Annotated in this window: 21 protein-coding genes; 20 read left to right on the plus strand and 1 reads right to left on the minus strand. The window is 38.6% G+C overall.

The window, feature by feature from the left end:
• Positions 1-351: 351 nt before the first annotated feature.
• The 13 genes from nusB (at position 352) to ML543_RS06830 (ending at position 14,464) form a co-directional block, all read left to right on the plus strand.
• Positions 352-744 carry a transcription antitermination factor NusB gene (gene nusB, locus ML543_RS06770; protein WP_243386378.1) on the plus strand — a complete coding sequence of 131 codons (393 nt, stop codon included), beginning with the start codon at positions 352-354 and terminating at the stop codon, positions 742-744.
• A gap of 22 nt (positions 745-766) precedes the next feature.
• A complete protein-coding gene (gene folD, locus ML543_RS06775; protein WP_243386379.1) occupies positions 767-1,618 on the plus strand; it encodes a bifunctional methylenetetrahydrofolate dehydrogenase/methenyltetrahydrofolate cyclohydrolase FolD in 852 nt (283 codons plus the stop codon).
• A 90-nt stretch (positions 1,619-1,708) separates the two neighbouring features.
• On the plus strand, positions 1,709-3,058 hold the full coding sequence (xseA, locus tag ML543_RS06780) for an exodeoxyribonuclease VII large subunit (RefSeq protein ID WP_243386565.1): 1,350 nt from the start codon (positions 1,709-1,711) through the stop codon (positions 3,056-3,058).
• A complete protein-coding gene (locus ML543_RS06785; protein WP_243386380.1) occupies positions 3,055-3,294 on the plus strand; it encodes an exodeoxyribonuclease VII small subunit in 240 nt (79 codons plus the stop codon). The genes xseA and ML543_RS06785 overlap by 4 nt, the downstream gene beginning before the upstream one ends.
• On the plus strand, positions 3,291-4,175 hold the full coding sequence (locus tag ML543_RS06790; RefSeq protein WP_243386567.1) for a polyprenyl synthetase family protein: 885 nt from the start codon (positions 3,291-3,293) through the stop codon (positions 4,173-4,175). Before ML543_RS06785 ends, ML543_RS06790 begins: the two co-directional genes overlap by 4 nt.
• Positions 4,176-4,898: 723 nt before the next feature.
• On the plus strand, positions 4,899-5,513 hold the full coding sequence (locus tag ML543_RS06795) for a hypothetical protein (protein ID WP_243386381.1): 615 nt from the start codon (positions 4,899-4,901) through the stop codon (positions 5,511-5,513).
• A 9-nt stretch (positions 5,514-5,522) separates the two neighbouring features.
• On the plus strand, positions 5,523-7,424 hold the full coding sequence (gene dxs, locus ML543_RS06800) for a 1-deoxy-D-xylulose-5-phosphate synthase (RefSeq protein ID WP_243386382.1): 1,902 nt from the start codon (positions 5,523-5,525) through the stop codon (positions 7,422-7,424).
• On the plus strand, positions 7,414-8,271 hold the full coding sequence (locus ML543_RS06805; RefSeq protein ID WP_243386569.1) for a TlyA family RNA methyltransferase: 858 nt from the start codon (positions 7,414-7,416) through the stop codon (positions 8,269-8,271). Before dxs ends, ML543_RS06805 begins: the two co-directional genes overlap by 11 nt.
• A 122-nt stretch (positions 8,272-8,393) precedes the next feature.
• Positions 8,394-8,843 carry a transcriptional regulator AhrC/ArgR gene (gene ahrC, locus ML543_RS06810; RefSeq protein ID WP_243386383.1) on the plus strand — a complete coding sequence of 150 codons (450 nt, stop codon included), beginning with the start codon at positions 8,394-8,396 and terminating at the stop codon, positions 8,841-8,843.
• Between the two features lie 24 nt (positions 8,844-8,867).
• Positions 8,868-10,559, plus strand: a complete 1,692-nt coding sequence (gene recN / locus ML543_RS06815) for a DNA repair protein RecN (protein WP_243386384.1) — start codon at positions 8,868-8,870, stop codon at positions 10,557-10,559.
• A gap of 329 nt (positions 10,560-10,888) precedes the next feature.
• Entirely contained in the window at positions 10,889-12,181 is a 1,293-nt protein-coding gene (gene spoIVB, locus ML543_RS06820) for a SpoIVB peptidase (RefSeq protein ID WP_243386385.1), read from the plus strand.
• A gap of 673 nt (positions 12,182-12,854) precedes the next feature.
• The gene (gene spo0A / locus ML543_RS06825) at positions 12,855-13,631 is read left to right on the plus strand and encodes a sporulation transcription factor Spo0A (RefSeq protein ID WP_243386386.1); all 777 of its coding nucleotides are present in this window, start codon (positions 12,855-12,857) and stop codon (positions 13,629-13,631) included.
• A gap of 89 nt (positions 13,632-13,720) precedes the next feature.
• Positions 13,721-14,464, plus strand: coding sequence for a glycerophosphodiester phosphodiesterase (locus tag ML543_RS06830; RefSeq protein ID WP_243386387.1), 744 nt, complete (start codon positions 13,721-13,723; stop codon positions 14,462-14,464).
• A 4-nt stretch (positions 14,465-14,468) separates the two neighbouring features.
• On the opposite strand, the gene ML543_RS06835 is transcribed toward ML543_RS06830, so the two are convergent.
• Positions 14,469-14,708 carry a DUF2627 domain-containing protein gene (locus tag ML543_RS06835; protein WP_243386570.1) on the minus strand — a complete coding sequence of 80 codons (240 nt, stop codon included), beginning with the start codon at positions 14,706-14,708 and terminating at the stop codon, positions 14,469-14,471.
• A 222-nt stretch (positions 14,709-14,930) separates the two neighbouring features.
• On the opposite strand from ML543_RS06835, the gene ML543_RS06840 reads away from it, so the two are divergent.
• From ML543_RS06840 to ML543_RS06870, 7 genes are all read left to right on the plus strand, one after another.
• Positions 14,931-17,003 (plus strand): sigma 54-interacting transcriptional regulator, encoded by a 2,073-nt coding sequence (locus ML543_RS06840; RefSeq protein WP_243386388.1) that lies wholly within the window; start codon positions 14,931-14,933, stop codon positions 17,001-17,003.
• Between the two features lie 145 nt (positions 17,004-17,148).
• On the plus strand, positions 17,149-18,042 hold the full coding sequence (gene yqiS, locus ML543_RS06845) for a phosphate butyryltransferase (RefSeq protein WP_243386389.1): 894 nt from the start codon (positions 17,149-17,151) through the stop codon (positions 18,040-18,042).
• A gap of 18 nt (positions 18,043-18,060) precedes the next feature.
• The gene (gene bcd, locus ML543_RS06850; protein ID WP_243386390.1) at positions 18,061-19,164 is read left to right on the plus strand and encodes a Leu/Phe/Val dehydrogenase; all 1,104 of its coding nucleotides are present in this window, start codon (positions 18,061-18,063) and stop codon (positions 19,162-19,164) included.
• An 87-nt stretch (positions 19,165-19,251) separates the two neighbouring features.
• The gene (gene buk, locus ML543_RS06855) at positions 19,252-20,358 is read left to right on the plus strand and encodes a butyrate kinase (RefSeq protein WP_243386391.1); all 1,107 of its coding nucleotides are present in this window, start codon (positions 19,252-19,254) and stop codon (positions 20,356-20,358) included.
• 16 nt (positions 20,359-20,374) lie between these two features.
• The gene (lpdA, locus tag ML543_RS06860; RefSeq protein ID WP_243386392.1) at positions 20,375-21,796 is read left to right on the plus strand and encodes a dihydrolipoyl dehydrogenase; all 1,422 of its coding nucleotides are present in this window, start codon (positions 20,375-20,377) and stop codon (positions 21,794-21,796) included.
• A gap of 24 nt (positions 21,797-21,820) precedes the next feature.
• Positions 21,821-22,813 carry a thiamine pyrophosphate-dependent dehydrogenase E1 component subunit alpha gene (locus tag ML543_RS06865; RefSeq protein WP_243386393.1) on the plus strand — a complete coding sequence of 331 codons (993 nt, stop codon included), beginning with the start codon at positions 21,821-21,823 and terminating at the stop codon, positions 22,811-22,813.
• 12 nt (positions 22,814-22,825) lie between these two features.
• Positions 22,826-23,809 (plus strand): alpha-ketoacid dehydrogenase subunit beta, encoded by a 984-nt coding sequence (locus tag ML543_RS06870; RefSeq protein WP_243386394.1) that lies wholly within the window; start codon positions 22,826-22,828, stop codon positions 23,807-23,809.
• The last annotated feature ends 22 nt before the right edge of the window (positions 23,810-23,831 follow it).

Genomic DNA, 23,831 nt, shown 5'->3' on the forward strand with positions numbered 1-23,831 from the left:
GCTATGTCCGAAGGGTGAGTTTGTAGGTGGAGGGCTCATCTAACGATGTCATTGGCTTGACTACTATAATTGCCTCTTGCTTATCTGATTCCGCGAACTCCGTCCAGCTCAATTTGTTGAGTCGCGCCATTGGAGTGTCATCCCCCTCATACATTCGATTATTTTTTACTAAAAAAAGAAATAATGGTTACGAGAACAGTTTGGATTATAAAGTGGTTCACATTATTTAATTTTTTAATCTTTCTGAATATAACCTAACTTGAACTTTCATGTGCTTCGACGGCACAAATATGGTATTATTCATTTATGACAATTCGACAAGATTGATTAGAAGAATAAAGGAGTAAGAAAATGAAACGGAGAACAGCAAGAGAAAAAGCATTACAGGCACTGTTTCAAGTCGACCTTTCTGATATCCCACCAAATGAAGCGATTGAACACGTTCTGGATGGTAAAGAAGGAGACGAGTTTTTAAATCGTCTTGTTCATGGCACAATTGAACATTTACAGACAATCGATGAGCTAATAAAACCGCACTTAATGAAATGGAAGCTTGAACGTTTAGCGAACGTCGATCGAACAATTTTGCGAATGGCCACTTTCGAAATGAGATTTGAGGAAAGCATTCCACATGACGTTTCTATAAATGAAGCGATCGAGCTTGCGAAAACATTTGGTGATGAAAAGTCCAGTCGATTTGTGAACGGTGTCCTCTCAAATGTGAAAAATTCTATCACAGAATAATAGCATGATTAGGAGGAAGACGATGACTGCAACGATTTTAAGTGGAAAAGAGCTAGCGACGAAAAAGCGCGAACAATTGAAGCTAGAGGTAGAGCGCCTGAAGGCAGAGGGGGTTTCCCCTAAATTAGTCATTATTTTAGTTGGGAATGATCCGGCTTCTATATCTTACATTAAAGGAAAGCAGAAAGCGTCGGAAGAAACAGGTGTTGACTTTCATTTAGATCATTTACCAGAGTCAACATCTGAAGAAGAGTTGGTTAAGTTAATTGAACATTATAATGAGAAGGAAGATGTGGACGGCATTTTAGTTCAGTTACCACTTCCAGATCACATAAATGAAAAAACGGTGATAGAAACAATTTCACCTGAAAAAGACGTAGATGGTTTTCATCCTATTAATGTAGGAAGAATGTTAACGGGTCAAGAAGCATTTTTGCCATGTACACCTGCTGGTATTGTTGAAATGATTAAAGCAGCGGATATTGAATTAGCTGGCAAACATGTCGTCGTAGTTGGACGAAGTAATATTGTTGGTAAACCTGTAGGGCAACTGCTATTAAATGAAAATGCGACCGTAACGTATTGTCATTCAAAAACAGGAGACTTAAAAAAATTCACGAGTGAAGCAGATGTACTAATCGTTGCAGTAGGAAGAGCGAATATGATTACGAGCGAGCATATTAAAGATGGAGCAGTCGTTATTGATGTCGGAGTGAATCGTTTGGAGACGGGGAAATTGGTCGGAGATGTTGCATTTGATGAAGCAATCAATAAGGCTAGTGTCATTACACCTGTTCCAGGTGGAGTCGGTCCGATGACCATTACGATGCTCGTGTCAAATACAGTCATATCTGCTAAAAAGCGTCTTTCATAAGTTCTGAAGCTATCAGTGGTTGTACCGCTGATAGCTTATTTTGCACGGAGACCCTTTTGGAATTTTGTCATAGATAAAGGAGTTTTAATGATGACAGATATTAAATATGTCACCGTCACTGCCTTAACAAAATACATAAAACGAAAATTTGATGTTGATCCACATCTCCAAGATATATGGATTAAAGGTGAGCTTTCCAATGTCAAAATGCATAGTAGAGGTCACATGTATTTTACGTTAAAAGACCAAGGTGCTAGAATACAAGCGGTAATGTTTGCTGGGCAAAATCGCCAACTTAAATTTCGTCCAGAAGATGGTATGAAAGTTCTTATTCGCGGTGAAATATCGGTGTATGAACCGAGTGGTACGTATCAAATCTACGCGAAAGAAATGCAACCGGATGGTGTCGGAAGTCTCTACTTAGCTTATGAAGAGCTGAAAAGAAAGCTAGAGGGTGAAGGTCTATTTGATCAACGATATAAAAAATCTATTCCTTTATACCCTCAAGTCATAGGGGTCGTTACTTCTCCAACGGGAGCAGCGATTCGTGATATATTAACAACTATAAAACGAAGGTATCCGATGGGAAAGGTGATTTTATTCCCTGCTCTTGTTCAAGGGGTTGAAGCAAGTAAGTCGATTGCAAAACAGATAAAATGTGCTAATGAACGGAATGATATCGACGTATTAATTGTTGGAAGAGGTGGAGGTTCAATTGAAGAGCTATGGGCTTTCAATGAAGAAATCGTGGCTAGAGAAATATATCATTCTTCGGTTCCGATCATATCAGCCGTTGGACATGAAACGGATTATACAATAGCAGATTTTGTTGCTGATATGAGGGCCCCTACTCCGACTGGTGCAGCTGAGTTAGCCGTTCCTCATTATTCAGAATTATTGGAACGCGTTTCGAATAGAAAAATGCTCCTCATACGTCAAATGAATGAAAAGATAAGATTTGAAAAAGGGCGATTAAGTCGATTGCAAAAATCGTATGCATTCAAGTATCCAAAACAGCTTTATGCACAAAAAGATCAACAATTGGATTTAGCAGTGGAGCGTTTAATACGAATTTCTCGTCAACGTCTTAAAGAGAAACAGTCAGAGCTTAACATGCTAGAAAAGCAATTACAGCATCAACATCCAAAAGCAAAACTAGATCAATTTAAAGAACATCAGCAACGTTTACAGCGGATGATTATCCGTGAGATGGAACGATTATTAAAAGCAAAACAATCTTCTTTTGCTACTAGTGTTTCAAAGTTAAATGCTTTAAGTCCATTAAAGATTATGGAAAGAGGATATAGCCTCGTTTATAAGAATGATGATTTAGTGAAGAGTATAGAACAAGTTCGTGAAGAAGAGCGAATTAAAATAAAAATGCAAGATGGTACGATACATTGTAAAGTTGTTGATGTGAATAAGGAGGATCTCGTATGAGTGATAAAAAAGAATTAACTTTTGAAGAAGCGATGAATGAGCTTGAAGAAATTGTTGGAAAACTCGAAGAAGGAGATGTTCCGTTAGAAAAAGCGATTCAGTTTTTCCAAGAAGGAATGAAATTATCAAAGCTCTGTCATGAGAAGCTATCCCATGCTGAAAAGCAGATGGACTATATTTTAACAGAAAATGGGGAGTTAGAACCATTTGAAATTCAGGAGGAAAAAGAGGCATAATGGAGCGAATTTCATCCTTTTTAAAAAAAAGAAAAAGTGAAATTGAAGAGATATTACCGACATTTGTGAGTAGTTTGCAAGCGCCTGAAACGATAAAGGAATCAATGGTTTACTCCTTAAGCGCTGGTGGAAAGAGAATTCGACCTGCACTTGTTTTAGCTATGTTACATTCTTATGGTCGAAATGAAAAAATTGGTTTCCCTATTGCTTGTGCAATCGAGATGATACACACGTACTCGTTAATTCATGATGATTTGCCATGTATGGATGATGATGATTTAAGAAGAGGGAAACCTACTAACCATAAAGTCTTTGGTGAAGCAATGGCTGTTCTAGCTGGAGATGGGCTCTTAACCGAAAGTTTTCGTATTGTGGCAGAACAAGAAGAATTGCCTTTTTCCAAACGAATCCAACTGATTATTGAGCTTGCGAAAGCAGCAGGTGTGGAAGGAATGGTAGGAGGTCAAGTCTTGGATATTGAAGGCGAGGGTCAAGCTCTCACATTAGAAGAACTGAAATCTATTCACGAGCATAAAACGGGGAAATTGTTAGAAGTAAGTATGGTAGCGGGAGCGATTCTTTCCGATGCCCCAAATCAGGAAATTCAAGTTATTCGAAAAATAGCCTACCATTTAGGAATCGCTTTTCAAATTCGAGATGATATTTTAGATATTGAAGGCGAAGAAGAAAAAATAGGAAAGCCGGTTGGTTCTGACACATTAAATGAAAAAACAACTTACCCATCCTTGTTAACAATGGAGGGAGCGAAAACAAAATTAGTTGAACATGTGGAAACTGCAAAACAATATTTGCATACATTATCCATAAATACAGAATTATTGGAAGAACTTTGTGACCTTATAGCATCAAGGGATCATTAAGATTTTCAAACATTGAATAAGTCAGACCTATATGCTATAATAGTCGCTAGAATCTTACTGGGTGGTGCAGTATTCTAGTCAGCCCTCCAGTTCTGAAGGCGGGCCTAAAAATCCGCTAAAGGGCACATCGATGAAGTTCCTTGTGTTGGCTTGAGGCGCCCAGCCTTGGGTTGATGCTGGGAGTTAAGGTTAGAGGGCGATCCACAAAGGCATGTGGGCGTTGACCCTCTTTCCGCGGAGGCCCATTTGCGTATCCACATTTGTGAGGTATGGAATGGGGTATGAACCTGCTTACGTCCAATAAAAAGGGCGGGCAGCGTAGCCTGCCTTGAGTGGAGTTTGAGGGGATTATGGTTAAATAGTAACCTTTTCATATGGCCAATGAAAGGGTTGCTGTATGCCATATGAAATCAACTCTGCAAAAGAGGCTAGGAACTGGCTAAAGGCTGTTGAGGAAAACTCCTAGACTGTTTGCATCCTGCAACATATGTAAAGGATTATAGTACGGACTAAGTGGTAATCCAGTCTAGCAATTGGCGACAATGCTAAGTTACGTTTAAAGGGAAACCGCCAGAGTGGCAACGCTCGGTACGTAGCTGGGAAAACCTACTGGACCTAAGCCGTAATTTTTACTTTATGTATGACCACCCACCCTTTACATAGTAAAATTTATCGTTTATTTCATATAAAATATAAAAAAGGTATAGGTGTAAAAAAACAAAAATGAAGGAATTATTTCGACAATCCATTAAATGGAGCTTTAGTATCGCCGTTATCACGTTCGTGTTAGCGGCTCTTTTTTCAGTTATATCCAATTCAACATTAAGTGGGGTTGGTTGGACAATAGGAATGGTCATTGTTCTCATCATCGTATTAGTGGGAATCTTTTTTGATATGTTAGGTATTGCTGCTACAGCAGCCAACGAAGTACCATTTCATGCAATGGCATCGAAAAAGATAGCGGGAGCACGTCATTCCATCGTCATTATTCGAAATGCAGATCGTTTTGCAAACTTCTGTAATGACGTCATTGGAGATATTTCAGGGATAATTAGTGGTACGGCTTCAGCCATTGTTGTTCTACAATTAACATTAAATTTTCATTATGAACAAGGATCTGCCTTTGAATTAGTGGTTTCTGTTATCTTCACAAGTGTCGTAGCTGCTTTAACAGTAGGCGGAAAATCTCTTGGTAAAACGTTTGCTATTCAATATTCTACAGATATAATATTTCAAGTCGGAAAACTATTTTATTTTTTAGAAAACCGGTTTAATATTGTATTGTTAAAAGAAAACAAAGGTAAAAATAAAAAGAATCGAAACCAGAATCGAAAGTGAGTGGTCCTTTTGGATCTATTATCTATAAAGAATCCATCATTTCTAAAAAAACTATCGAATCAAGAGCTAGAAACATTAAGTGAAGAGATTCGATCATTTTTAATTAACAAATTATCCGTAACCGGAGGACATATTGGACCGAACCTTGGTGTCGTTGAATTAACGATTGCATTACACAAAGTGTTTGATAGTCCGAAAGATAAGTTTATCTGGGATGTTGGCCACCAATCATATGTTCACAAAATTTTAACTGGAAGAGCTGCCCAGTTTGATACACTTAGACAATACAAAGGGTTATCTGGCTTTCCGAAGCGTTCTGAAAGTGAACATGATGTATGGGAAACAGGACACAGCTCGACTTCGTTATCGGCTGCAATGGGAATGGTCATAGCTCGTGATTTAAAAGGGACAGATGAGCATATCATTCCGATTATCGGTGACGGTGCGTTAACGGGTGGTATGGCACTGGAGGCGCTAAATCATATCGGTCATGAACAGAAAGATATAATCGTCGTCTTAAATGACAATGAAATGTCAATTGCGCCGAACGTAGGTGCTCTTCATAATGTTTTAGGAAGACTTCGGACTGCAGGAAAGTATCATTGGGTGAAAGATGAATTAGAATATTTACTCAAGAAAGTCCCAGCGGTAGGGGGGAAACTAGCTTCCACTGCTGAACGCGTAAAAGATAGTTTAAAGTATTTCTTTGTTTCTGGGATGTTTTTTGAGGAACTAGGATTTACATATCTAGGCCCAGTGGATGGTCACAACTTTGATGATTTATTCGAGAATTTACGGTATGCAAAAAAGACGAAGGGGCCGGTTTTACTTCATGTACTAACGAAAAAAGGGAAAGGCTATTTACCAGCTGAATCTGACAAGGTCGGTACATGGCATGGAACGGGACCTTATAAAATTGAAACGGGAGATATTATTAAACCAAAAAATAGTCCTCCTTCTTGGAGTGGTATCATAAGTGAAACTGTAAGGAAAATGGCAAGAAACGACGAACGAATTGTAGCTATTACTCCTGCGATGCCAGTAGGCTCCAAGCTGGTCGGCTTTGGTGAAGAATTTCCTGACCGTCTATTTGATGTAGGGATTGCTGAGCAACATTCTGTAACATTAGCTGCTGGCTTAGCTCAAGATAAGATGAAACCGTTCTTGGCAATTTATTCAACGTTTTTACAACGTGGATACGATCAAGTTGTTCACGATGTATGCCGACAAAATTTGAACGTGTTCTTTGGTATTGACCGATCGGGTCTTGTTGGAGCTGATGGAGATACGCACCATGGTGTGTTTGATATCGCTTTCTTAAGGCATATTCCGAATCTTGTATTGATGATGCCGAAAGATGAAAATGAAGGACAGCATATGGTTTGTACGGCGTTGACATACGATGATGGACCGATTGCCTTACGTTATCCGCGAGGGAATGGTTTAGGTGTTCCACTTGATGAGGAGTTAAAGCCGATACCAATTGGATCGTGGGAAGTGTTGAAGGAAGGTAGGGACGCCACGATTCTTACGTTTGGAACAACAATTGGTATGGCCCTTGAAGCTGCAGAGGACCTTGAGGAGAAAGGTGTTTCTGTACAGGTTGTAAATGCTCGTTTTATTAAGCCTTTTGATAAAGAGATGCTCCATCAGATTTTATCAATGAACAAGCCTGTGTTAACGATCGAAGAAGGAGTATTACAAGGTGGTTTCGGTAGTGGAATCCTTGAGTTCGCTTCAGAACATGGATACGACGGTGCTGTTATTAGGCGATTAGGTATACCTGATACGTTCGTTGAACATGGAAGCGTATCAAAGTTATTGGAAGAAGTGAACTTAACGAAAAACGCGATCTTAGAACAAATTTTAACAATGATACCAGCAGTAGAAAAAGGAAGGAATTATGGCTAAAAAAGAACGTTTAGATGTTTTACTCGTAGAACGAGGTCTTGTTGAATCTAGAGAGAAAGCAAAAAGGTCCATAATGGCAGGGCTCGTATATAGCAACGAGCAACGAATGGATAAGCCTGGTGAAAAAGTAGAAGTTGATATCCCCCTTACTATAAAAGGAAACGTGTTGCCATATGTGAGTCGAGGGGGATTAAAGCTTGAAAAGGCGATACGAGAGTTTAATCTTAATTTAAACGATTTAACCATGGTAGATATCGGTTCTTCTACAGGAGGATTTACGGATTGCGGACTTCAAAATGGCGCTAAAATGTCATATGCCATTGACGTTGGTTATAACCAACTTGCATGGAAGTTGAGGCAGGATGATCGAGTAGAAGTTATGGAAAGAACGAATTTCCGCTATGTGACAGCGGCTGACTTTCAAAAGGGAATGCCACAATTTGCATCCATTGATGTTTCTTTCATCTCGCTACGTCTCATATTACCTGTACTAAAAACGATTCTTGTTCCTAACAGCCAAATCGTTGCACTCGTTAAGCCGCAGTTTGAAGCAGGAAAAGAAAACGTCGGAAAAAAAGGAATTGTTCGTGATCCATCTGTTCATGAACAAGTCTTAAATGACATCACTAGTTTTGCTATTAATGAAGGTTTCCATTGCAAACATTTAACTCATTCACCCATAACTGGTGGGGATGGTAATATCGAGTTCCTCCTTCATTTACATTTTGAAGGAAATATAGAATGTGGCCAAAACGACATTCAAAAATCGATTAAAGAAATTGTTTTAAATGCCCATGAACAGTTAAAAAAATCGACGAATACAGGAGAAGATTCATTACAGGGATAGCCAATGCTATTCCTGTTTTCAATGTCAAAAAAGTGATTGGTAAATGATAACAAATGAATGCGTGTACTTTTTAAGCTAATTTGGATAACATGAGATTAGAGAAAAGTTTGAGAGGTGCCAAAATGAATAAAGGGCAAAGACATATAAAGATTCGTGAATTAATTACAAACTTTGAGGTTGAAACACAAGATGAGCTTGTTGACATGCTAAAGAACGCAGGTTTTAATGTGACACAGGCGACCGTTTCTCGTGATATTAAGGAATTACATTTAGTGAAAGTTCCAATGCCGGATGGTCGTTATAAGTATAGCCTTCCAGCAGATCAACGGTTTAACCCACTCCAAAAATTAAAGCGAGCTTTAATGGATGCGTTTGTCAAAATTGATGCTGCAGGGCATTTGCTTGTTATGAAAACAATGCCTGGTAATGCAAATGCAATAGGGGCATTAATTGATAACCTAGATTGGGAAGAAATTTTAGGAACGATCTGTGGAGATGATACAATATTAATCATTTGCCGTACGGCTGAAGATACGGAAGTTTTAACGAATCGTTTCTTGGACATGCTTTAACCCAACCGACAGAGGTGAATTAATGTGTTAGCGGAAATATCCATTCGTAATTTTGCAATTATCGAATCGTTGACAGTATCGTTTGAAAAAGGATTAACGGTGTTAACAGGGGAAACAGGCGCCGGTAAATCGATTATTATTGATGCAATTTCATTGTTAGCTGGTGGAAGAGGCTCTTCTGAATTTGTTCGTTACGGTGAGAAAAAAGCTGAGATAGAGGGTTTGTTTTTGCTTGACCATGAAAAGCATCCATGTGTTAAAAAGTGTGAAGAATTCGGCATTGATCTTCAAGATGGGATGGTTATATTACGCAGGGATATTGGAGCAAATGGAAAAAGTGTTTGTAGAGTGAACGGAAAGCTCGTAACGATAGCGGTATTACGTGAAATCGGAAGGTTGCTTGTTGATATACATGGTCAACACGACAATCAAGAACTGATGGATGAACATCATCACTTACATTTGCTCGATGAATTTGGTGGTGAAGAAGTAAAACGAGCCAAAGGAGATTACTTAGAACTGTATAATCGGTACGTAGAGCTTTCTAATCGATTAAAACGATTATCTGATAATGAACAAGAAATGGCACATCGTTTGGATTTGATTCAATTTCAGCTTAATGAAATAGAATCAGCAGGTTTAGAGCCGGAGGAAGATGTAAGGTTACAAGAAGAACGAAAACAAATCGTTAATTTTGAAAAAGTATATAAAGCAATGCAAAATGCATACAATGCTTTGCAAGGGGACCAGCGTGGACTTGACTGGCTAGGGGTAGCTATGAGTCATTTAGAAGATGTTGCGGATATTAATGACACCTTGCAAACACTGTCCGAAACGGTATCCAATCATTATTACATAATTGAAGATATAACTTATCAATTGCGAAATGAGCTCGATACGCTTGAATTTGACCCAGAAAGATTAAATACGATTGAATCTCGCTTGAATGAAATCAACCACTTGAAACGAAAATACGGTCATTCAGTCGATGAAATTTTAGCATACGCCGCTAAAATTGAAGAAGAAATTGAAACGTTAACCAATCGGGATAGTCACATTCATAAAATACGCGAAGAACTTCAATCTATACGTAACGATTTGCTCGTAGAAGCAAAAAATATTTCTAAAATAAGAAAAAAATGGGCGAAAACCTTAACAGAAAAAATTATGGAAGAACTTAAGGCGCTGTATATGGATAAAACGACTTTCTCGGTGCAGTTCTTAACAGAAACGGAAGACGTTAACTTTACTCAAGAAGGAATTGATCGAGTAGAGTTTTACATATCTACGAACCCTGGTGAGCCGTTAAAACCCCTTGCTAAAGTCGCCTCAGGTGGGGAATTATCTCGTATTATGCTGGCGATGAAATCGATATTTTCAAAACACCAAGGTATTACTTCAATTATATTTGACGAGGTAGATACGGGGGTAAGTGGACGAGTAGCGCAAGCAATCGGCGAAAAAATTTACAAAGTTTCAGAAGGCTCTCAAGTATTATGTATCACCCATTTACCGCAAGTGGCTGCAATGGCGGATACACATCTTTTTATTTCCAAGGAAACGAAAGATGGTCGAACGAAAACAAGTGTAAAGCCACTTGAACAAGATGAAAAAATTAAAGAAATTGGCCGAATGATTGCGGGCGTGGAAGTAACGGAATTAACAAAACAACACGCAAAAGAGTTATTACAATTAGCACATACCGTTAAAAGTTGAAGCCTTTAAGGCTTCTTCTTTTTTTTTGGAGTGACAGTTTCCGATCATAAAAATTTAACATTTCGCGATTCAGTATGAAAGTCGAGCAAACTCATTAAGTCCTCGCAGTCTAACTCCCAGAGAAGTCAAGCCTTTTTTAACAGCATTGTAAGCTTTCCCTCGTCCTGAATGCCACAATCCTTAACCGAAAAACTTTTCGTTTCATTCATTTCTTTAATTCTCCATTAAATTCTTATATTTGCAGTTATATTTGAACTTGGACAAGGAAAAATTAATGAATGTAGCCATATAAAAAATATGGTGTGGATGGGAGCGAGGAGAGTGAAAAGATGAAAGGTTTACAAATAAGAAAAATAATTGGTGCAATTCTCCTTGTTTCTTTACTTTGTATAGGTTTTGCCAAACCTGTTCATGAATATGTATCAATGCCTAAACACCTTACCGTTTTTGAGCATCAAAACGTTAAAATTAACGCATTACCCGTAAATTCAGAAATCCATGACCAGACCACGAATGCTTTTAAAATTGGTAAAGATGAAAATGAGCTAGAAATTCGAGGACAATCAAATGGACAAGGGGATGTCGTGTTTGATTTTAACGGATTCCCATTAAAGAAGGTTTCCGTCGATGTTGTACCTGATTTGAAAGTGGTCCCTGGAGGCCAATCAATTGGAGTGAAATTGAATACATTAGGTGTACTAGTTGTAGGATTTCATCAAATTGAAACTAGCCAGGGGAAAGCATCACCTGGAGAAAATGCTGGAATTCAAATCGGAGATATTATTACAAAGATAAACGGTACGAAAATTGAGAAGATGAATGATGTAACTCCTTTCATCGAGAAATCTGGAAAAACAGGTAGTCCACTACAATTGGTAGTGAAACGAAACGACCAATTAATTGAAACTACTTTGACCCCTGTTAAATCAGAGCATGACCAATCGTATAGAATTGGGCTATATATTCGTGATTCTGCAGCAGGAATTGGAACCATGACTTTTTACGAACCAAATTCAAAAAAATTTGGTGCATTGGGGCATGTGATTTCAGATATGGACACAAAAAAGCCAATTGTCGTCCATGATGGAAAAATTGTTCGCTCAACTGTCACCTCTATAGAGAAAGGCAGTAATGGAAGCCCAGGTGAAAAATTAGCAAGATTTTCTGATAACAAAGAAATTATTGGAAACATCTCACGTAATACTCCATTTGGGATTTTCGGGCAGTTAGAGAAAGGACTTCAAAATGGTGTAATGGATCAGCCTTTGCCTATCGCTCTTTCTCATGAAGTGAAAAAAGGGCCAGCTAAGATTTTAACCGTTGTGGAAAAGGATAAAGTTGAAGCGTATGATGTTGAAATTGTTAGTACGGTTAACCAAAAGTTTCCTGCAACAAAAGGTATGGTTATAAAAATAACTGATTCAAAGTTGTTAGAGAAAACGGGTGGTATTGTTCAAGGAATGAGTGGTAGTCCCATTATTCAAGATGGAAAGATAATAGGAGCAGTAACACATGTATTCGTCAACGACCCAACTTCTGGATACGGTGTGCACATTGAGTGGATGTTACAAGATGCGGGAATTGATATTTATCAGAAGAAAGATCAAAAAGAAGCGAGCTAAATATTAGCTCGTTTTTTGATTGTTACAGAAATTTAAGTTCAATAAAGTGTTAAAGGATTCTCTTTACAGTTTTTTTGGTGTCTAGCTCCAAGCGCCATCAGCTCGGGTCGCTTCGGCCCTGCTGTGGCGACGGAAGCCTCCTAGAGGGTCCTCCAGCGCCCTTCGCCTAAGGACTTGCGCTTTTTCTGTGAAAATAAAAATTACCTATGAGCTGAATAATCGATCATGATAGATAGATGGTAGAAAGGAAACCCCGGGGAGAATAAATTTTCATGTCCGGGGTGTGAGTGTAAAATCATGTATGTTTCTTATTACTTTTTTAGGGCGCTTTTCTAAAAAATTGTTGTTCAGGTCAAAATCATTCATGAAGATTTGCATTCACAGACCAGTGTTGAGTAAAATCGTTCACCTTTATCGCTTATCCTTTATTTATTGTCAGAGCTTCGGTAAAATATAGGTAATAATTAAAGATTTTTCGACATATCCTTTTATCGAATTGTGAAAAACCATTTAAGTCGAATATATGAGAAAAACGGAGAATTTTGAAGGAAATTGTCACTCTTCAGTTTTTTTGAAAAATAAAGAGGATTCTATGGAGAATTGTCGAAAACTACTTTTAGACAATTCATACGCTATTATTGATATGGGAATACCTATATGGGGAGGATAAAGCGTGAAAAAAATTAAAGTTTGTATTGTTGATGATAATAAAGAGCTTGTGGCCTTGTTGGAAGAATATTTATCAAGTCTTGATGATATGGAAGTGGTTGGAGTAGCTCATAATGGTCAAGATTGCTTAAAGTTGTTATCGGAAAAGAAACCGGATGTGCTCTTATTGGATATTATTATGCCTCATTTAGATGGTCTTGCTGTACTAGAAAAGATGCGAGAATTAGACATTCCAAAACAATTGAACGTTATCATGTTAACTGCTTTTGGTCAAGAAGATGTGACGAAGAAGGCGGTCGACTTAGGGGCTGCTTATTTTATTTTAAAGCCGTTTGACATGGAAAGTTTAGCCAGTCATATTCGTCAAGTAAGTGGAAAAGCTTCACCAATCCTTAAACGCCCTGCACCTAAGCCGGAAGAAAAGGCGACGAATTTAGACGCAATGATTACAAGTATTATTCATGAAATCGGTGTACCGGCTCACATTAAAGGATACCAATATTTACGTGAAGCCATTTCAATGGTTTATAACGATATCGAACTGCTGGGATCGATAACGAAAGTATTATACCCAGACATTGCTAAAAAATATAACACAACTGCATCTCGAGTTGAACGTGCCATTCGTCATGCCATCGAAGTTGCGTGGAGCAGAGGGAATATTGAGTCCATTTCGAATTTATTTGGATATACCGTCAGTATGTCAAAGGCAAAACCGACAAATTCAGAGTTTATCGCAATGGTTGCTGATAAATTACGTCTCGAGCATAAAGCTTCTTGAAAGCGTGAGGAATAATTTATAATCTGCTGTTTGTTGCCCAATAAGTTGTACAAATTTATTGGGTTATTTTATTGGAAGAGAGGATTAAGATGACAAAAATCATTGCTCACCGTGGGATGAGTAAGGTTTATCCAGAAAATACGATGATCTCCTTTGAAGCGGCATATGTAGCTGGAGCAGATGGCATAGAATTTGATGTTCAAATGACAAAAGATGGGGAATTAGTGGTCATCCACGATGAAATGCTAGATCGAACAACGAATGTAACAGGTTGGATAATGGATTACACGTTTGAAGAGATGAAAATGATTGACGCTTCATATAAATTTTCAGCTTTTAAAGGGCAATGTCCGATTCCAACATTAGATGAAGTTTTTAAATGGGTGAAAGGGAAATCCAGACCTTTCATATTTAATATTGAATTGAAAAATAGCGTAGTAACCTATCCGGGAATAGGGGAGAAGATTGCCCGCCTCATAAAGAAATATCATTGGACGCCATATACAGTCCTTTCATCTTTTAATCATTATAGCTTGGTGGAGCTGAAAAAAACGTTTCCAGACATAGAGATGGCAATACTGTATAATGAATGGCTTTATGAACCGTGGAAGTACTGTACAAATATTGGTGTTGAAGGATTACACCCTCATTACAAGTCTTTACAAAGAGAAGATATTGTAAATCAAGCAAAGAAAAATGGAGTGCCGGTACGCCCCTATACGGTGAATAAAGAAAATGAATTAAAAAGGCTTATGAAATTAGGTGTTGATGCGATTATTACTGATGATGTCGAAAAAGCCTATAGGATAAGAAAAGAACTAGTCGATTCCTAACCGACTAGTTCTTTTTTTGGAAGCGAGATTGTACTTTGTTTCGCTTTCGATCGCGATGCAAAATAAAACCGCTAATAAATGCTAATCCTATTAGAAAAAATAAAAGTCCAGTCAAAAATTGCAACCAAAGGAATGGGAATGGAGGCTGCAAGATACCAAATACCATATCCCTCATTAATTTTATGCCATATGCTGCAATGACACCGGGGATAATCATTATTAGCAATGCGATTAATCTCACCATTTTGACGAAAGTCCCTTCATGAAAATTTCTACTCATTAGGTATCACTTAAATGCTAGTAAACGCTTATAAACGACCTATAAAAAGTAACTACAATTTCGTTTCACTTTATTTTTAACCTTATTTAACCATTTGTCAACTACCTGAAACGTGGTATGATGAAATGTGAATAGTGCAAAAAATTTCATGAATTTCCATAAAATTCGGGGGGAGGAGGAATTTCTATGCAAAAAGTGATGATTATTGGAGCTGGAAGAGGAGGAACTGCTCTTATAAAAAATTTACACAATGCCCAAATGCTGCAAATTGTTGCAGTTGTTGACAAAAATCCAGATGCCCCTGGGATGAAGTTAGCGCAAGAGCTTGGCATTTTAACCAGCACAGATTGGAAGCCTATTCTTACTGAACAAATGGACATCATCATTGAAGCGACTGGGGATGATCTACTTACGAAGGAGTTAATGAACGTACGACACGAGCATGTCGTTATTATCCCTGGAACAATCGCCATGATAATGTCTCAGTTAATGAATGAGAAGGAAACGTTAATCGAGAAATTAGAACATAAAACATTTATTCAAGAGACGATTTTTAACTCAACTAATGATGGAATGATTGGCATTGATGTAAACGGTCGAATTTTCCTGTTTAATAAAACAGCAGAAAAAGTTACAGGAATGAAAGGGAAGGAAGTGCTAGGGCAATTCATTCAAGATGTCATGCCGACAAGTCAATTAATGAAAGTGCTTTCTACCCGTATGATTGAGGTTAATCAGCAACTCCTTTTACATAACGGTGTTTCCATTGTTACAACGCGAATCCCAATCATGGATGATAAGGGAAAATTGTACGGAGCTTTATCTATATTTAAAGACATAACGGAAGTGGAACAACTTGCAGAAGAAATTACAAACTTAAAAGAGATTCAAACCATGTTAAAAGCAACGATTCAATCCTCGGAAGAAGCGATATCGGTCGTAGATGAGGAAGGAAGAGGATTGTTAATTAATAGAGCTTACACACGTATGACAGGATTAACAGAGGAAGATGTAATTGGAAAGCCCGCAGAAATTGATATTTCTGAAGGGGAAAGTATGCATATGCAAGTTTTGAAAACAAGAAGACCCGTTCGTGGTGTACGGATGAAAGTAGGTCCTAACAAAAAAGATGTTATCGTAAATGTAGCTCCTATCATCGTAGATGGAAAGCTAAAAGGTAGTGTAGGGGTTATTCATGATGTGTCCGAAATTCAAACGCTCACGAATGAATTGAACCGGGCGCGTCAAATTATTCGAACGCTAGAAGCGAAGTATTCCTTCGATGATATCATTGGTGGAAGTGAAGAAATGAAGGTTGCGATCGAGCAAGCGAAACTAGGAGCAAAAACGCCTGCAACGATTTTATTAAGAGGTGAATCAGGTACGGGAAAAGAACTTTTTGCCCATGCTATACATAATGCGAGTGATCGGAAATTTAATAAGTTTATTCGCGTAAATTGTGCCGCGATTTCAGAATCGTTGTTGGAAAGTGAATTGTTCGGATATGAAGAAGGAGCGTTTTCGGGAGCGAGACGTGGAGGGAAGCGAGGGTATTTTGAAGAGGCCAATAATGGCAGTATCTTTTTAGATGAAATAGGAGAGCTCTCGGCGCATATGCAAGCTAAATTATTGCGAGTATTACAAGAAAAAGAAATAGTACGGGTTGGAGGAACGAAGCCGATTCCAATCAATGTTCGAATCATTGCAGCTACAAATGTGAATTTAGAAAAAGCCATGGCGGATGGAGATTTCCGTGAAGATTTGTATTATCGACTCAATCGCTACCCAATCTCGATTCCTCCATTAAGGCTGCGGAAAGAAGACATTCCAGCAATATGTAATTATTTGATTGGAAAAATTAATCAGGACTATGGTCGAAACGTAGAGGGGATTAGTGAAGAAGCGATGGATGTGTTTTTGCGTTATCAATGGCCAGGGAATGTAAGGGAGTTGGAAAATATATTAGGACGCTCCATTATTTTTATGCACCACCATGAAACGATTATAAAAAAAGAGCACTTACCTCAATTAGAAGGAGCTCACGAGAAAAATAATGTGAAGAAAATAAATGATTTTGTTAATACTAATACTGCTCGACTGTCTGATTTGATCGATCAATTCGAAGCGGATGTCATAAAACGAGCTCTAGAAGAAAATGATTATAATCGAACAAAAACGGCACAAATGCTAGGGATTTCCATACGGAATTTATATTATAAAATGGAAAAGTATAATCTTGCAAAAAGTAACACGCAATAATTTGCGTAGTGTGAAATAAATTGCATATGAAAAGAATTAAAAATAAAGCGTTTTCAGCGAAATTGAAGTTGGCACACTTCTTGCTAATAATATGAGTGGGTGCTAAAAAATATGCTAACTATACTTCGGAAGGGTTGAGGCATGAATGAAGTTAGACGATTTGCTTACGAAAGCAGCCCAATTAGAAGGTAAAACTGTTGCAGTTGCTCAAGCAGAAGATGAAGAAGTAATTGAAGCAGTTAAAGCTGCTCTAGAAAAGCGTATAGCAAACTTTTTATTATTTGGTGATGAGGAAAAAATTCATCATCTATTACGCGAAAAAAGCATTCAGCAAGACGGTGTAAAAGTTGTGCACACAACTTCTAAGCAAATGTCTGCTGAAATGGCTGTAAAAGCAGTATCTCAAAAAGAAGCTGATGTTGTGATGAAAGGAAATGTTCCAACATCAACGATTTTAAAAGCAGTTTTAAATAAAGAATTTGGACTTCGCACGGGGAAAGTATTATCTCATGTCGCAGTATTTGAAGTTCCGGGGTACGATCGCTATATGATTGTTACGGACGCTGCGATGAATATAGCACCTGATTTACAACAAAAAGCACAAATTGTGAGCAATGCAGTTGAAATTGCAACCGCTATTGGTATTGAAATGCCAAAAGTTGCTCCGATTGCTGCTGTTGAAACCGTAAACCCACAAATGCAAGCAACACTTGATGCGGCTGCATTAACCCAAATGAATGCGAGAGGTCAAATTCCGAATTGTATTATTGATGGGCCACTTGCCCTTGATAACGCGGTATCCATTAAAGCAGCAGAGCATAAGGGCATCACGAGTGAAGTAGCCGGTGCTGCGGATATATTATTAGTACCTGTGATTGAAGCAGGAAATATCCTTTATAAATCACTTATTTACTTTGCGAAAGCAAAAGTAGGTGCTGTCATTGCTGGTGCAAAAGCACCGATTGTCTTAACGAGTCGTGCAGATTCGGCTGAAAGTAAATTGTATTCATTAGCTTTAGCTATTTGTTCTGCAAAATAATTTTAGGGGGAATCTATAATGGAAATTTTCAAGTATATGGAAACTTATGACTACGAGCAATTAGTATTCTGTCAAGATAAAGAATCTGGATTAAAAGCGATTATCGCAATTCATGATACAACTTTAGGTCCTGCTCTTGGTGGAACTCGTATGTGGACATACGATTCTGAAGAAGCAGCAATTGAAGATGCGCTTCGTTTAGCACGTGGTATGACTTATAAAAATGCTGCTGCTGGATTAAACCTAGGTGGAGGTAAGACAGTTATCATCGGTGATCCACGTAAAGATAAGAACGAAGCAATGTTCCGTGCATTCGGTCGCTTCATCCAAGGATTAAATGGTCGTTACATTACTGCTGAGGATGTAGGTACAACTGTAGCTGACATGGACTTAATCTATGAAGAAACTGATTATGTAACAGGAATCTCTCCTGCATTCGGTTCTTCTGGTAACCCATCTCCAGTAACAGCTTACGGAGTATATCGCGGAATGAAAGCTGCTGCGAAAGAAGCTTTCGGTACAGATTCATTAGAAGGTAAAGTAATTGCAGTTCAAGGTGTAGGTAACGTTGCTTACAACTTATGCCGTCACTTACATGAAGAAGGTGCAAAATTAATCGTAACTGATATCAATAAAGAAGCTGTTCAGCGCGTAGTTGAAGAGTTTGGTGCAAAAGCAGTTGATATTAATGATATTTACAGCGTAGATTGTGATATTTTCGCACCATGTGCACTTGGTGGAATTATCAACGATGAAACAATCCCTCAATTAAAAGCTAAAGTAATTGCGGGGGCTGCAAACAACCAGCTCCGTGAAGCGAAACACGGCGACATTATTACAGAAATGGGTATCGTTTATGCGCCTGACTATGTAATTAACGCAGGTGGCGTTATCAACGTTGCAGACGAATTATACGGATACAACCGTGAGCGTGCAATGAAGCGTGTAGAACAAATCTACAACAACATTGAGCGTGTATTCGAAATCGCTAAGCGTGATAACATCCCTTCATATGTTGCAGCAGACCGCTTAGCAGAAGAGCGTATTGAAACAATGCGTAAATCTCGTAGCCAATTCTTACAAAACGGTCAAAGCATCTTAAGCCGTCGTCGCGGTCGTTAATGATAAACGAAAGAGTAAATAAGAAGTAGTAACTTCATGTTTTGAAGTTACTACTTCAAAACATGTTTATAAACGGAGGTCATCATCGTGCAAGAGAAAGAATTTAGAATTCTTGTCATCAACCCTGGGTCAACCTCAACGAAAATCGGTGTGTTTGACGGTGAACGTTCTGTATTTGAAAAAACGATTCGCCATGATTCAGATAAAATTAACTCATTTGAAACAATTATCGATCAATACGAATTCCGTAAGCAAATGATCTTAGAGACGTTAGATGCAGAAGGTATTAACGTTTCGAAATTAAGTGCTGTTTGTGGTCGTGGTGGATTACTTCGTCCAATTGAAGGTGGAACATATGAAGTAAATGACGCAATGCTAGAAGACTTACGTGTTGGTTTTGCAGGTCAGCATGCTTCTAACTTAGGTGGTATTCTTGCTTACGAAATCGCGACAGGATTAAATATCCCATCCTTTATCGTAGACCCTGTAGTTGTTGATGAGATGCAAGAGGTTGCCAAAATTTCTGGAGTTGCTGGAATTGAGCGCGTAAGTATTTTCCATGCACTGAATCAAAAAGCAGTTGCTCGTAAAGTCGCAGCTCAGTACAACAAGAAATATGAAGAAATGAACTTAATTGTCACACACATGGGTGGAGGAATTACAGTTGGTGCCCATAAGGATGGACGTGTCATTGACGTAAATAATGGTCTTCATGGAGATGGTCCATTCAGTCCAGAACGTGCAGGAACTGTCCCAGCAGGTTCTTTGGTTGAAATGTGCTATTCTGGAGAATACTACCGTGAGGAAATCATGAAAAAGCTAGTTGGACAAGGTGGACTAGTAGGCTACTTAGGAACAAATGATGCAGTGACAGTAGAAAAAATGATTGAAAACGGCGATGAAAACGCGAAATTAGTTTATGATGCAATGGCGTATCAAATTGCAAAAGAAATTGGTGCAGCTAGTGCAGTGCTAAAAGGAAAAGTCGACGCAATCGTTTTAACTGGCGGTCTTGCATACGGAAAAGAGTTTGTACAAGAAATTTCATCTCATATCGACTGGATTGCCGATGTTGTTGTCTACCCAGGCGAAAATGAATTACAAGCTCTTGCAGAAGGTGCTCTTCGTGTCCTTCGAGGAGAAGAAGAAGCAAAAGTTTATCCTGGTGGCGTAAAAGCAAAAGTTCTGAACTAAGAAAGGAGTTAAAGACATGGCAACTGAATATGATTTAGTCATATTAGGTGGTGGTACGGGTGGTTACGTAGCAGCTATTCGTGCTTCTCAATTAGGGTTAAAAACAGCAGTCGTAGAAAAAGCAAAACTTGGTGGTACATGCCTTCATGCAGGATGTATTCCAAGTAAAGCGCTACTTCGCAGTGCGGAAGTTTATGCGCAAACGAAGCATAGTGAAGATTTTGGCGTTGAAACGTCAGATGTAAAGCTTAACTTCTTGAAAGTTCAAGAACGTAAAAATAAAATTATTAGTCAGCTTCATCAAGGTGTACAAGGCTTAATGAAAAAAGGAAAGATTGACGTATATGAAGGAACTGGTCGTATTTTAGGACCTTCTATTTTCTCTCCAATGCCTGGTACAATTTCTGTTGAAATGAACAACGGTGAAGAAAATGAAATGCTAATTCCGAAAAACGTAATTATTGCAACAGGCTCTCGTCCTCGTACATTACCTGGTTTAGATATTGATGGCGAGTTTGTTATGACTTCGGATGAAGCGTTGCAAATGGAATCCTTACCAAAATCCATCATTATTGTTGGTGGAGGCGTAATTGGAATCGAGTGGGCGTCCATGCTACACGATTTCGGCGTAGAAGTTACGGTACTTGAATATGCAGATCGCATCTTACCGACTGAAGACAAAGATATTTCACGCGAAATGGAACGCTTAATGAAAAAACGTGGCGTAAACATCGTGACAAGTGCTAAAGTTCTCCCTGAAACGTTACAAAAAGGTGAAGGTGTGACAATTAGTGCAGAACATAAAGGTGAGCAGAAATCGTTTACTGCTGATAAGATTTTAGTTTCTGTTGGTCGTCAAGCGAATGTGGAAGGTATTGGATTAGAAAACACGGATATTGAAATCGAAAAAGGTTTCATCGTGACAAACGAATACTTCCAAACAAAAGAATCTCATATTTACGCAATTGGCGATGTTATCGGTGGTTTACAATTAGCTCACGTTGCATCTCATGAAGGGATTGTAGCAGTTGAACACATCGCGGGAGAAAATCCTGATCCAATTAACTATGACAATGTATCTAAATGTGTTTACTCTAGCCCAGAAACAGCAAGTGTCGGTTTAACTGAGGAGCAAGCGAAGGAAAAGGGCTTTAATGTTAAAACTGGTAAGTTCCAATTCCGTGCAATTGGTAAAGCTTTAGTATTTGGTGAGTCTGACGGCTTTGTTAAAATTATTGCTGACAAAGATACAGATGATTTACTAGGTGTGCATATGATTGGTCCTCATGTGACTGATATGATTTCTGAAGCAGGACTTGCGAAAGTTTTAGATGCGACTCCTTGGGAAATCGGACATACTATTCATCCACATCCAACATTATCTGAAGCTATTGGTGAAGCTGCTCTTGCAGTGGATGGCAAAGCGATTCATAGCTAATTACTGAATTAAGGAGGTTTTCATATGGCTGAAAATCGTCATAAAGCATTAGGGTTAACAGATGATAAAGTATTAGAAATGTATGAAACAATGCTACTAGCTCGTAAAGTTGATGAGCGTATGTGGCTACTAAACCGTTCAGGTAAAATTCCTTTCGTTATTTCTTGTCAAGGACAAGAAGCAGCACAGGTTGGAGCAGCATTTGCTTTAGACCGTGAAAAGGATTATGTATTACCGTACTACCGTGATATGGGTGTAGTATTAACGTTCGGTATGACTGCAAAAGACCTTATGTTATCAGGATTTGCGAAAGCAGAAGATCCAAACTCTGGTGGACGTCAAATGCCAGGTCACTTTGGTCAAAAGGAAAATCGTATCGTAACAGGTTCTTCTCCAGTTACAACACAGGTTCCACATGCAGTTGGTATTGCGTTAGCAGGAAAGATGGAAAATAAAGAATTATGTACATTTGTAACATTCGGTGAAGGGTCTTCAAACCAAGGAGACTTCCACGAAGGAGCGAACTTCGCTGGAGTTCATAAGCTACCTGTTATCTTCATGTGTGAAAACAATAAATATGCAATTTCCGTACCTGTTGAAAAGCAGCTTGCTTGTGAAAATGTATCTGATCGTGCAATCGGTTATGGTATGCCTGGATACACAGTTGATGGAAACGATCCATTAGAAGTATATAAAGTTGTAAAAGAAGCAAGAGAGCGCGGAATTCGTGGTGAAGGTCCGACATTAATTGAAACTGTATCTTATCGTTTAACTCCACACTCTTCTGACGATGATGATCGCAGCTACCGTGAGCAAGAAGAAGTAGCAGAAGCGAAGAAAAATGATCCGATTATTAAATTTGCTACTTACTTGAAAGAAGTAGGAGTCATGACAGAAGAGAAGGAAAAAGAAATCTTAGACAAAGTAATGAAAATCGTAAACGAAGCAACTGACTATGCGGAAAATGCTCCGTATGCAGATCCTGAACATGCACTTAAACATGTTTACGCTGAGTAAGGGGGAATTTGAATGCCAGTAATTTCTTATATTGATGCCGTAACGATGGCACTTCGTGAAGAAATGGAACGTGATGAGAAAGTATTTGTACTTGGTGAAGACGTAGGTAAAAAAGGTGGGGTATTCAAAGCGACACACGGATTGTATGAGCAATTTGGTGAAGCGCGAGTGCTAGATACACCACTTGCTGAATCTGCAATTGCCGGCGTAGGTATTGGAGCGGCAATGTACGGAATGCGTCCAGTAGCTGAAATGCAGTTTGCGGACTTTATCATGCCGGCTGTAAACCAAATCATTTCAGAAGCAGCTCGTATCCGTTACCGTTCGAATAACGATTGGACTTGTCCAATTACAATTCGTGCACCTTATGGTGGGGGAGTACACGGAGCGCTTTATCACTCTCAATCCGTTGAAGCAGTGTTTGCAAATCAACCAGGATTAAAGATTGTTATGCCTTCAACACCTTATGATGTGAAAGGACTTTTAAAAGCTGCAATTCGTGACGAAGATCCGGTGCTATTCTTCGAACATAAGCGTGCTTACCGCTTAATTAAAGGAGAAGTACCTGAAGATGATTACACATTACCAATTGGCAAAGCGGATGTAAAACGTGAAGGTGAAGACATCACGGTTATCACTTACGGATTATGTGTTCACTTCGCTTTACAAGCGGCAGAGCGTTTAGCAAAAGACGGAATTTCCGCTCACATTTTAGACTTACGTACAATTTATCCACTTGATAAAGAAGCAATTATTGAAGCGGCTCAAAAAACAGGTAAAGTACTTCTTGTTACAGAGGATAATAAAGAAGGAAGCGTAATGGGTGAAGTATCGGCGATCATTGCTGAAAACTGCTTATTCGATTTAGATGCACCGATTAAGCGTCTAGCTGGACCTGATGTACCGGCGATGCCATACGCTCCGACTATGGAGAAATTCTTCATGGTAAACCCAGATAAAGTTGAAAAAGCGATGCGTGAATTAGCGGAATTTTAATTCGAACGAATGGATAGCGACA

Origin of the sequence: Bacillus kexueae, from assembly GCF_022809095.1 — a bacterium.
In the GTDB taxonomy this organism is placed as follows: Bacteria; Bacillota; Bacilli; order Bacillales; family Aeribacillaceae; genus Bacillus_BZ; species Bacillus_BZ kexueae.